The sequence below is a fragment of the Geomonas ferrireducens genome, from assembly GCF_004917065.1.
Taxonomy (GTDB): Bacteria; Desulfobacterota; Desulfuromonadia; order Geobacterales; family Geobacteraceae; genus Geomonas; species Geomonas ferrireducens.
The window spans coordinates 760,148-772,194 of the sequence record NZ_SSYA01000002.1; the positions used below are offsets into that span (position 1 = coordinate 760,148).

Below are 12,047 nucleotides of genomic sequence, written 5' to 3' on the forward strand. Positions count from 1 at the left end.
GGGAAGTTTTCTGGAACGGCGCGGCTGCGCGGCGGTGTGCCTTCTTCCTCAGCGCCCCGGCAGCTCAAGCTCCTTCATCTTCCGGTAGAGGGTGTTCCTGGCGATGCCGAGCGCCTTGGCGGCTTCGGTGATGTTGCCGTCATACTGGGAAAGCGCCTCCTTGATGGTTTCGGCTTCGGAATCCTTCAGGGCGTGCATGGGAGGAACGATCTTCTTCCTGCGCATGACCGCCAGCAGGTTGGACTGGGCCTGGCGCAGCGAGCTGAGCATCCGGTTCAGCTCTTCGGCTCCCATCCGCTCGAGCGCTTCAAAGCTCCCGCACTGCTCGACCAGTTCTGCCCCGGGTGCCGCTGAGGTCTGAGCTGCCGCGGTGACGGCGGTTTCGGTACGTCGCGCGGCGGACGGACCGGCCAGAAAAGTCCCCCCTAGGTGTTCGGGCAGGATGGTGTCGCCGTTACAGATGACGACGGCACGACGCATCACGTTGGCTAACTCCCTTATGTTTCCTGGCCAGGAGTACCCCTGCAAAAGTCGCACGGTGCCGGGGGCGAGACGCAGTTCGCGGTTCAATTGCTGCACGAAGTGTTCGGCCAAAAGCGGGATGTCTTCGCTGCGTGCACTAAGCGACGGGATCTCGAGGCGCACGACGTTCAGCCGGTAAAAGAGGTCCTCGCGGAAGGTCTTCTCGCGGATCGCCTGCTCGAGGTCGACGTTGGTCGCCGCTATGACGCGCACGTCGGTCTTGATCGGGCGCTCCCCCCCTACCCGCATGAATTCGCCGGTCTCCAGCACGCGCAAGAGCTTAACCTGGATCTGCGGCGTCGCGTCACCGATCTCGTCCAGAAGGAGGGTCCCGTTGTTGGCGAGCTCGAAGATGCCGCGCCTGGTCTGGTTCGCGCCGGTGAAGGCCCCCTTCTCATGCCCGAAGAGCTCGCTTTCCAGCAGGTTCTCAGGAAGGGCGCCGCAGTTCACCGGGATGAAGGGCTGACCGGCGCGCGCGGAGGCGGCATGGATGAAGCGGGCGAGCACCTCCTTGCCGGTGCCGGTCTTCCCCTGGATCAAGACGGAGATGTCCTTGCCGGCAACCTTGTACGCGAGTGAAACCATCCGCTTCATCGAGGGCGCGCTGCCGACCCGGAAGCCTACCCCCTGCGCGACCTCGGACCATTCGTCTACGGAAGCTTCCCCCCTTCTGTGCACGGCGCCCGCTCCGGCGGCCCTGGCGACCAGCTGCTCGATCATGTCGATGTCGTCGAAGGGCTTCTCTAGGTATTCGTAGGCGCCAAGCTGCATGGCGGTGACCGCGGTTTTCACCGTCGAGTAGCCGGTCATGATGATCACTTCGCAGTCAGGCTGACGCGACTTGATGATCTCCAAAAGCGTGATGCCGTCGGTGTCGGGGAGCTTGAGATCGACCAGGGCCACGTTGAAGCGCCCCGACTCCAGTGCGGCCATCGCCTCAGGCTCGTTAGCCGCGGTCACCACCTCGTACCCCCTGCGCGCCAGGAGGCGCTTGAAGAAGGTACAGACATCCCTCTCGTCGTCTATGATCAAAACCTGCGTTAAAGAATCACTCACGGCCAGCTCCACAGTTCGTATTGAATAATCATGCCTCGTCCACCGGCAGCACCAGGCTGAAACAGCTCCCCTGCCCCGGCGTGCTCTCCACCTCGATCCTGCCGTGGTGGGACTCCGCGATGCCGAGGCTGACCGAGAGACCGAGGCCGGTCCCTTTGGTCGCTTCCTTGCTGGTGTAAAACGGGGTGAATATCTTGGTAACGTTTTCCGGCGCGATCCCGATGCCGTTGTCGGACACGCTGAGCACCGCCCAGCGGCGCCCCCCCTCGATGCGCAGCGAGGTCGCCACCTCGATCACCTTCTCTTTCCCTTCGATCTCGTTGAGGGCGTCGCGCGCGTTGATCAGGAAGTTCGTGAGCACCTGCTGTATCTGGGGACCGTTCGCCTTTATCTTTGGGAGCTCGCGGTCGAAGTGCTCGAAAATCGCGATCTGGCTGCGGTTGATCTGGTACTGGATCATGTCGAGGACGCGTTCCGCCTCTGCGTTCAGGTTGATCCGGGTAAAGGGGGCCTGGTCCTGCCGAGAGAAGGTAAGGAGGTTCTGGATGATCCGTTTGCAACGCAGCCCGCAGTTTATGATGTCGGAGAGTGCCTCGGCGCGCTCGGTGTCCTCATCGTTCTGGATGTCGCGGGCGAGCATCTGCGCCGTACCGATGATCACGGTCATCGGGCTGTTCAGTTCGTGCGCGACCCCGGCCGCCATGACGCCTAGAGCGACCATCTTGGCGGACTGTACCAGTTGGGCCTCCATCTTCAGCTTCTTGGTCACGTCCTTCATGATGATGGTGACCGCGGCGAGCTGCTTCTCCTCGTTGAAAACCGGGTAGTAGGAGAGTTCCAGGGACTCCCCTTCCGGGGTGTTCCACTGCTGGAAAACCGGCTTGCCGGTCTGCTTGATCTCCTGGAGCGGGCAGTTCTGGCACGGCTCGGACGCCCCTTTCAGCTTGGCGAAGCATTTGTTGGTGACGGCCCTGTTCCAGTGGGTGCTCATGCCGGGGGGGAGCTGCCCGTTGTGCAAAAGCACGTTGTAATCGGTGTCGATCAGGAAAATGGGATCGGTCACCGCGCGGAACGTCGCCTCCCACTCCTTCTTGGCGCGGGAGACCTGCTTGTAGAGCCTGGCGTTCTGCATGCTGATGGCGAGCTGGTCGGCCAGGTGCTGCACGAAGTTCAGCTCGGCGCGGGCGTAGGCGGCATCGATGGTACTCCCGAGCAGGAGAAGACCGGTGACGGAGGAGCGCTCGAAGAGGGGTGCCGCGGCGAGGGAGCGCAACGGTTCGGTGTGCTTCTTCGTCATCCGCGCGAGGCAAAGCGGGTCCTGCATCGGGTTGTAACTGGTGGCCCCCTTGTCGCGGAAGGCGTTCCAGATGACGGACTGCTTCGGGATGTAGCCGAGATCGGTGAAGTCCCTCGGGGAAACGGCAATGAGCTTCAGCTTTCCGTCCTGCAGCTTGGCCAGGGCGAGAAAGTCGCAGGGAAGCGCCTCGGGGAGCTTCTTGAAGGCCCTCTCGATGATGTCCCCGATCGACATGTCGATGTTTATGTCGCGGGTTAGTTGCTGCAGGATCTCCAGGCGGCTGTTTTGTTTCAGCACGTCCTGGTTTCTCTTTTTCAGCTCGACGTAGTAGTTGAGCTTCGAGGAATCGACACCTGTCAGTTGTTCGAGCAGCTTGCCCCTGTTTTTCACGTTGCTTCCTCTGAGGACCGGCCTTCAGTGCCTACATGGCGTTACGGTAGATCTCCATGATCTGCTCGCGGGTGGCGTTGCGCGGATTGGTAACGAGACAGGCGTCTTTGGTCGCGTTCTCGCTCAAAAGCGGGATGAACTCCTCCTTGAGGCCTAGCTCCGAGAGCCCCTTGGCAAGACCGATGTCCTCGATGAGACGCTTGACCGCCTCGATGGAGCGCTCGGCGGCGGCCATCACGTCGAGCCCGGCCACATCCTCGCCCATGGCGACAGCGATATCCCGGAAACGCTCCGGGCAGGCCTGCAGGTTGAAACGCATGACGTGGGGCAGGATCGAGGCGTTCGTCTCGCCGTGGTGCTGGTCGAGAAGACCGTCCACCTGGTGCGTCATGGCGTGAGCCGCGCCTAGGATGGCGTTCGAGAAGGCAAGACCGGCGGTGAGGCTCGCCATGGCCATGTTGGTGTTCGCCTCCATGTCGCTTCTCTCGGCGACGGCGCGCCTTAAGTTTTTGGAGATGAGCTGGATCGCCTTAAGCGCGTGAATGTCGGTGAGCGGCGTGGCGGCGAGCGAGACGTATGACTCGATGCCGTGGGTGAGCGCGTCGACCCCGGTGGCCGCGGCGAGCTTCGCGTCCTTGGTCTTCAAGAGCTCGGGGTCCACTATGGCGATGTCGGGGATGAGGGAGCGCGAGATGATGGACATCTTCAGCTTGCGGTCCGTGTCGACGATGATGGTGAACTGGCTCACTTCGGAACCGGCACCGGCCGTGGACGGGACGATGACCATCGGGGGAAGCGGCGTGGAGATCTTGTTGATCCCCTCGTAGTCCTTAAGCCGCCCGCCGTTGGAGGCGAGGGTGGCGATCGCCTTGGCGACGTCGGTGGGGCTCCCCCCCCCCACCGAGACGATGCCGTCGCAGCCGGAGGTGAGGTAACGCGCCGCACCTTCGGTGACCTCGCAGTCCTTCGGGTTGCTGGTGAGACTGGCGAAGATCACGGTCTCTAGCCCCGCCGCACGCAGGTATTTGACCGCCGTGTCCACCCACCCCGCGGAGATGACGTCGTTGTCGCTCACCAGGAACACCTTGGAGACGCCCAGACGCACCACGCTCTCGCCGATCTGGCTCAAAGAGCCCCTGCCGAAGATGATCTCCGGTGCCACGAACTTGCTGATATCCATCTTTCAACTCCTAAAGGGTCTGCGCCGTTTTGCCGGCGAACCGGCCGAACCTATGGCAGGCGCGTTTTGTATACACAGGCAAGATCGATACCAATACGGCGATTACGCTCCAGCGCGGCGCCAAATTCTAATGAGCGACTGCGGCTAATGCTTTGAATACAAAACTGTGAGACAGTTTTTTAGCTTTTGCAGAATTGACAAAAAAACCTGCCGTTCCCGGCGCAAGCGACGTCGACACAGTGTCACTATATCTAACAGTTGTCACCTTTTGGAACATAAAAAAGTTACATAATGGAACACTAAGGAAGGCTGGCGTAGAGGAACCGGTCAACCGATGGGAGAAAAAGTGGCCGTCGATTTAGGCACTTACCTCGTAACATCGAAACGCCCCTATCTCCGGGGCGGTGCAGGGGCGCTGATATTCTATTTAGCTGTAAACAAGAGGAAAGCGTGCCGGGGAGGAAGCGGGGTTGTCAGAGGTGGCGCGGTGCGCCGCGGGGTGCATCAGTTCTGCTTGGCCTTGATCTTCACGTGCGGCTTGAACTCCCACGGAGCCTGGGGGTTTTCCTGGATCCACAGGCCGTTGCGGCGAGCACGGGCCATCCGTTCCTCGGCGAAGAACTGCGGGTGGTCCGCGCGGTTCAGAAGTCTGCGGTAGGCCCAGGCCCACCCCTCGTGGAGCATCTCGAGGTTTATATTGCGCCCGTCAAGATAGACGACCGCCACGGCGATCTGGTTCGGCTGCGTTTTGAAAAGCAGGGTTTGCTTCACCTCGATCTTGACCACCTGGTGCAGGACTTTGATGGAGAGAGCCCGGAAGGCGTCTTCGGCGTAAGGCTGCCCCGGCTTGTACCAGCCGGTGAACTTGTCGATCTTGGCGGTCTGGGGGGCGGCTATGCCGTAGAGGCGGACCGGTATTTCGGTTCCGAAAGAATTGACCGTGAGACGATCCCCTTCGCTCACCCCCACGACGAGTCCCTCGATGATGTTGCCGTGATGGTGCGGGTCTACCGCGAGCGCCGGAGCGGCAATAAGAAGCAAACAGCACGACAAGAATACGAAAAAACCGCCCGCCTTTCTCAAAAAAGCTCCCCCTTCTCTATTGCACCGGTGGCCCATCTGTAGCTGGCGCCATGTTAGCAAAACAAAAATCTCAACGCAATGCTCATGAGCGGAATTGCTGTGCCGGAAGCGGCGGCAAAAACTTGATGAGCAGCTGATAGGCAAGTATCTCGATCGAGACGATGCCCACTGCGATCATCACTTCAGCGAAGGATGGGAAATAATGCCAGCCGTTACCCGGGTTGAATCCAATCAGGTAAACGTTGAAGCGGTACAGACCGCCGCCTGAAAGCATGACTACGGCGGCAAGAAAAAGACGGCGCGGCGAGTGCCTTTTAGCCACGGTGAAAAGTGGTATCGCGCCTATGGCCATGAGAAAGCACTCGGCGAGGAAGAATATGGAGTAGAAATCGCCGTGGAAAACGGCGGCGACCTGGTCACGCCGCATGATGTCGCCGATCCTTATCGTGAGCCATGCGGTGGTGAGCCACGGGATGATCCGCCCGACGGCGGCAAGCTCCGCGTTGTGGAAGCCGCGCTCCAGGACGAAGGAGGAAAGGATTGAGACGAAGATGACGATGGCGTAACCGAAGTAGATGCAGTTGATGAGGAACAAAAGCGGCAGGAACGGGCTGTGCCAAAGCGGGTGCAGCTTCGTCGAGGCGATCAGCATCAGCGAGCCGAGTGCCGACTGGTGCACGGTCGGGAGTACGATCCCGGCAATCGCGATGCAGATGAGGACCTTGTTGATCCCGCCGGAGAGCCTGCGATCGGGAACGGGATCCCCCCCCTCACCGCTTCTTGCCGCGAGCCCCCTGCGCATGAGTGCCGTAAGGATCGTGGTGCGAAGCGCCGTGGGCGTGCCCCGTCCCATGAGGCGCAAGAGGTTCGGCAGGTATTCGAGGGAGAGCGCGATCAGGTATCCGAGGGCGCAAAGGGTCAGTTCGAAAAAGGCGGAGTTAGGCTGCCAGCTCGTGACGGACGAGAAACCGTGCGCGTTCCAGGGGCGGCCGATCTCGACCACGATGGAGGATGCGGCAAGGAACGACCCGAATAGGCTCGTGAGGATCGCGGACTTGACCAGCGAATGGTAATGGCCGCGGTTGATGATGTAGCTCAGGAGGGCGACGGCGTAACCGCCGCAGGTGACCGCGGTGCCGATGGCGACGTCGTAGGCAACCCAGATGCCCCAGGGGTAGCCGTCGCTTAGGTTGGAAACGGCGCCGATCCCCTTGACGAAGCGAACCGCGATGAAGAAGAGACCGACCAGGGACAGGGCGAGGAGAACGAAGAAGGACTTGGTCAGGATATTTCCATTGCCCTGGGGTAGGCGTTCTGTGTCACTGGTCATCTCGGTCCCTGTCTGCTTGGCGCTACGGAAAACGTCGCAAGTGTAAGGGGTGAGACCTGCCGCTGTCAACCATTCCGTATACCGCCGGTTACAGGCGGACGGGGAGCGCTGGTAGAAGAGCCATGAGCGTCCATGAAGCGCTGAAGCTTGCCGTCGGAAGGACAAGGGAAAACCGGTAAATCGCAGGCAGAAGAAAACCGCCCCCGGCATGCGGAGGGCGGTCTCGTTTTTCGGCGAAAGGGGCTTGTAGCGTCTAGGGTGAGGCCTTCTCCTTCTCATCCTTTACCGGCTTGTTCTTTTCGTGCAGGTACTGGTGCAGGGAGGCCAGGTCCGATGCCTTATCGAGAGCGGCTAGCATCTCCTTCTGCTCGATCACGTTCAGCTTTTTCACGAGCGCCGCCTCGATGCTTCCCCCGACGTGTACCGTGTTGTCCACCGACTGCGGCGGCTTCTCTCCGCGGTCACCGACGACGTAGAAGAACTTGAGGTATGGGTTCGACTTGATCGCCTCGGGGATGACGACGCGCAAGATGTCGAGCGGAACGTTCCTGCCGATCCAGACGGCGCAGTTGCTCTGCTGATCCACCACCCACATGTTTTTAGCGGGTACGGAGGCGTTGTATCCCTTCTGCTTTAGCGATGCGGCCAGTTCGCCGCTTTTGCCGACATCGGCGATCTCGACGGTGTAATTACCGGGTTCGGCGCCACGGGCTTTGGGTGGGACACCCAACGACACGAAGGCAAGCAAAACGACAAGAAGCAGACGCTTGGTGAAACAGAACATCTTTCCCTCCCTTTTCACAGATACTCGGATTGCAGTTGATGCAACGCATGTGGCCGGCGCCGCCTGTACCGACCTCAAGGAGGTCAGGCAGCAACGGCTTGAACAGATGCGGCGGGTGCCCGTACGGGCACCCACCGGACAGACGTAGGTTGAAGGTATCAGGCATTACGGCATCTTGAGTCCCTTCTCGGGACGCGAGAAGCTATGGCACCAGGAGCAGTCGTTGCCGCGGGTGTCGACGTGGCGACCGTGGAAGGAGACGTAGTCGCCTGAGTAGGCCTTCAGCGTGTGGCACTGGACGCAGACCACGGACTGGGCGGCTTTAAGGGCGTAGCCCATGTTGGTGATCAGCTTGAGCTGGGTGGCCGAAGCGTTCGGGTGGCAAGCGGCGCAGGCAAGGACGTTGCCGGTTGCCGGCGGCACCTGGTGGTTCAGCACCTGCAGCTCGTCGGTGGTGACGGTGCTGTAGGCGGTGGTGCTCGGAAGCCCCATGTACACCATGCCGTCCTTAACCGCCTGGTCGTAGTTGCCGGTGGCGAAGAAGGTGGCGGTGGAGATGGTGACCACCTTACCGTTGGCAAGGGCCTGGTTGGCGGTCTTGTACTTGAAGGGGTAAAGCTTCGTGCCGACCGGGTCGGTGATGGCGCCGACCGGGCGGGAGATCTTGTACGCGCCGGTGGCTGCATCGAGTACGGCGGCGTTCAGGGCGTTGTTACCCCAGGAGGTGCCGTTCCAGAAGGCGTACCTGGGGATCAGGTCGTTTGCCTTGGTCGGCATCGGCTCGTAGCGGTTCAGTGTCGCGTTCCACTCGGCCACCTGCCAGTTGCGGTTCGTCTCGGTCGCCTCGGTGGCGGCGGTGTCGTTCGCGTTCTTGCCGTACTTGTTGATGTGGCAGGTCTGGCAGGCGATGCGGGAGATGTGGTCGTTCACCGCGGCAGTTACGTGGCCGGTTGCGGTGGTCTTGGTCGGGTGGCAGGCGCTCGTGGAGCAGGTCACCTCGAGGGTGCTGTCCTCGGGCCTGAGGTCGGAACCGCGACCGGCTACGCGGTGCCCGGTGAAGGTGTGGCAACCCTGGCACTGGATGTTGCCGCCGTTGCCCATCGCCATGTGGGTATCGTAAAGGACGTCGGAGGTGGTGCCGGAGGCAAGGGCGATGTCGCCGCGCTTCACGGCGTCGCCGCCGCCTGCTTTCGCGTGGCAGCCGAGGCAGTTCTTGCGGGTCGGCTTCTGGCCCGCCTTCTGGACCACGAGGTTCATGTTGAGACCGGCGGCCGGCTCGAAGAGGCCGGTGGTTGCGTTACGCACGCGGCTGTAGGGAGCGTTGGTGGCGTCGGCATGGCAGATGAGGCAGTCTATGGAGGCAAGCTGCGCGGCACTCGGGTTGTTGGTCGCGACCGGTTTCGCGCCGGTACCCGCGTGGCAGGCTGCGCAGGGGCCCCAGTTGCCCTGGATGTTGATGCAGTAGGCGTTCAGTGCGGAGGAGCCGTCGGTGGCATCCATCTTCCCCTGGCTGGTCGGGCCGGTGGTCATCTCGGCCGCGGACCCCTTCCACTGGTAGTGCACGCCCTGGTACATCGCCTGGGCCTGGCTCGTGTGGCAGGTGGAGCACATGGAGTACCCGCTCCAGGTCAGCGTGGCGTGGGTCGAGGTGCCGCCGCCGGAGATGGTGTAGGTCTGCGCCTTCACCGTCTCCAGGTTACCGGCGGTATCCTTGGAGAAGTACTTCAGCGTGGTGGTGGCGCTGAAGGTGAGCGGCGCGCCGTACACGGTGGAGCCGGTCGTCGGGGTGGAGCCGTCCGTCGTGTAGTACGTGGTGGCCGCCTCGTTGACCGAGAGGGTCACGGTGACGGCGCTGGTGAAGGTGCCGCCCAGCGGTGAAGCGGTGGTGGTCGGCGCGGTCTTGTCGGCCACCGGTCTGCCTGCCAGGGCGATCGGGACGGACAGGGCCAACACCATGGCCAGACAGGTGAGTACTGCGAACATTTTTCTCATCATTTCGTTGCCTCCTCCTTTTGGCTGTGGCTGAGTGAAATTTCCCACCCATTGGGCAATCTCCCCCAGCTCGTATACTCACGGCATGCGGCACCTACTTGATCCCCTTTCGACAAAAACTCGTGATAACGTGGGGATCCCCCTCCTACCCGTACGAAAAACGAAACATTGAATGGCAAGAACCTCAACACGCCAAGTTAAACAGCACTAATCATTCCAACAGAAAATCTAATTATTCAAAGCTGCGGATGTATCTCGGGTCATACGACGGCGACGGCTTGGGAAGAAACTAAAGGGCGAGCACAAAAACGGGGGCGATCTTTCGATCGCCCCCGCTGGTTTGGTTGCTGCTAGGGAAGTTTCAGCCCCTTCTCCGGACGGGAGAAGGTGTGGCACCAGGAGCAGTCGTTGCCGCGGGTGTCAACATGACGACCGTGGAAGGAGACGTAGTCGCCGGAGTAGGCCTTCAGCGTGTGGCACTGGATGCAGACCACGGACTGGGCGGCCTTAAGGGAGTAGCCCATGTTGGTGATCAGCTTGAGCTGGGTGGCAGAAGCGTTCGGGTGGCACGCGGCGCAGGCAAGGACGTTGCCGGTTGCGGGCGGTACCTGGTGGTTCAACACCTGCAGCTCGTCGGTGGTGACGGTGCTGTAGGCGGTGGTGCTCGGAAGACCCATGTACACCATGCCGTCTTTAACCGCCTGGTCGTAGTTGCCGGTGGCGAAGAAGGTGGCGGTGGAGAGGGTGACCACCTTACCGTTGGCAAGGGCCTGGTTGGCGGTTTTGTACTTGAAGGGATAAAGCTTGGTCCCTGCGGGGTCGGTGATGGCGCCGACCGGGCGGGAGATCTGGTACGCGTTGGTGGCTGCATCGAGCACGGCGGCGTTCAGGGCGTTGTTACCCCAGGAGGTGCCGTTCCAGAAGGCGTACCTGGGGATCAGGTCATTTGCCTTGGTCGGCATCGGCTCGTAGCGGTTCAGGGTCGCGTTCCACTCGGCCACCTGCCAGTTGCGGTTCGTCTCGGTCGCCTCGGTGTTGGCGGTGTCGTTCGCGTTTTTCGCGTACTTGTTGATATGGCAGGTCTGGCAGGCGATGCGGGAGATGTGGTCGTTCACCGCGGCAGTTACGTGGCCGGTTGCGGTGGTCTTGGTCGGGTGGCAGGCGCTCGTGGAGCAGGACACCTCGAGGGTGCTGTCTTCGGGCCTGAGGTCGGAGCCGCGACCGGCTACACGGTGCCCGGTGAAGGTGTGGCACCCCTGGCACTGGATGTTGCCGCCGTTGCCCATCGCCATGTGGGTGTCGTAAAGGACGTCGGAGGTGGTGCCGGAGGCAAGCGCGATGTCGCCGCGCTTCACGGCGTCGCCGCCGCCAGCCTTCGCGTGGCAGCCGAGGCAGTTCTTGCGGGTCGGCTTCTGGCCGGCCTTCTGGACCACGAGGTTCATGTCGAGACCGGCTGCCGGCTCGAAGAGGCCGGTGGTTGCGTTACGCACGCGGCTGTAGGGAGCGTTGGTGGCGTCGGCATGGCACATGAGGCAGTCGATGGAGGCAAGCTGCGCGGCACTCGGGTTGTTGGTCGCGACCGGTTTCGCACCGGTACCCGCGTGGCAGGCGCCGCAGGGGCCCCAGTTGCCCTGGATGTTGATGCAGTAGGCGTTCAGTGCGGAGGAGCCGTCGGTGGCGTCCATCTTCCCCTGGGTGGTCGGGCCGGTGGTCATCTCCGCCGCGGAGCCTTTCCACTGGTAGTGCACGCCCTGGTACATCGCCTGGGCCTGGCTCGTGTGGCAGGTGGAGCACATGGAGTACCCGCTCCAGGTCAGCGTGGAGTGAGTGGTGGTGCCACCACCGGAGATGGTGTAGGTCTGCGACTTCACCGTTTCCAGGTTACCGGCGGTATCCTTGGAGAAGTACTTCAGCGTGGTGGTGGCGCTGAAGGTGAGCGGCGCGCCGTACACGGTGGAGCCGGTCGTCGGGGTGGAGCCGTCCGTCGTGTAGTACGTGGTGGCCGCCTCGTTGACCGAGAGGGTCACGGTAACGGCGCTGGTGAAGGTGCCGCCCAGCGGTGAAGCGGTGGTGGTCGGCGCGGTCTTGTCGGCCACCGGTCTACCTGCCAGGGCTGCCGGCACGGAGAGTGCCAGGAGCATGGCGAGGCAGGTGAGTGCTGCGAACAACTTTCTCATCTTTACTACCTCCTTTGGGTGATGCTGAGGGAAAACACCCAGCCATTGGGGTATACCACTCAGCTTTAGAATAGTCCCTTGCCACCGCCAGGTTTTACCGGGTGGGACCATACCCGTCAAACCTCCGTGATTTCGCGCTTTTAATGAGCGCGTAGCACCAGCTTGTAGGAAAACCGGAAAACTCCCACTAGGCGGTTTACCCTAATTCAGCAGCAACCGTTCCACATCAAAATCGT

At 61.7% G+C, this 12,047-nt stretch carries 8 protein-coding genes; all 8 read right to left on the reverse strand.

What is annotated here, in order from left to right; translation table 11 throughout:
• Positions 1–48 precede the first annotated feature (48 nt).
• Positions 49–1,578: a sigma-54-dependent transcriptional regulator gene (locus E8L22_RS12175; RefSeq protein WP_136525433.1), complete on the reverse strand. Its 1,530-nt coding sequence runs from the start codon at positions 1,576–1,578 to the stop codon at positions 49–51.
• Positions 1,579–1,606: 28 nt separating this feature from the next.
• Entirely contained in the window at positions 1,607–3,265 is a 1,659-nt protein-coding gene (locus E8L22_RS12180; RefSeq protein WP_136525434.1) for an ATP-binding protein, read from the reverse strand.
• A 31-nt stretch (positions 3,266–3,296) separates the two neighbouring features.
• Positions 3,297–4,445: an iron-containing alcohol dehydrogenase gene (locus E8L22_RS12185; protein ID WP_136525435.1), complete on the reverse strand. Its 1,149-nt coding sequence runs from the start codon at positions 4,443–4,445 to the stop codon at positions 3,297–3,299.
• 504 nt (positions 4,446–4,949) lie between these two features.
• The gene (locus tag E8L22_RS12190) at positions 4,950–5,498 is read right to left on the reverse strand and encodes a thermonuclease family protein (protein ID WP_246044627.1); all 549 of its coding nucleotides are present in this window, start codon (positions 5,496–5,498) and stop codon (positions 4,950–4,952) included.
• Positions 5,499–5,610: 112 nt separating this feature from the next.
• Positions 5,611–6,858, reverse strand: a complete 1,248-nt coding sequence (gene hybB / locus E8L22_RS12195; protein WP_136525437.1) for a Ni/Fe-hydrogenase cytochrome b subunit — start codon at positions 6,856–6,858, stop codon at positions 5,611–5,613.
• A 253-nt stretch (positions 6,859–7,111) separates the two neighbouring features.
• On the reverse strand, positions 7,112–7,642 hold the full coding sequence (locus E8L22_RS12200; protein WP_136525438.1) for a hypothetical protein: 531 nt from the start codon (positions 7,640–7,642) through the stop codon (positions 7,112–7,114).
• A 165-nt stretch (positions 7,643–7,807) separates the two neighbouring features.
• The gene (locus E8L22_RS12205; protein WP_246044628.1) at positions 7,808–9,637 is read right to left on the reverse strand and encodes a chitobiase/beta-hexosaminidase C-terminal domain-containing protein; all 1,830 of its coding nucleotides are present in this window, start codon (positions 9,635–9,637) and stop codon (positions 7,808–7,810) included.
• A gap of 347 nt (positions 9,638–9,984) precedes the next feature.
• Positions 9,985–11,811 carry a chitobiase/beta-hexosaminidase C-terminal domain-containing protein gene (locus E8L22_RS12210; RefSeq protein WP_136525439.1) on the reverse strand — a complete coding sequence of 609 codons (1,827 nt, stop codon included), beginning with the start codon at positions 11,809–11,811 and terminating at the stop codon, positions 9,985–9,987.
• Positions 11,812–12,047 lie beyond the last annotated feature (236 nt).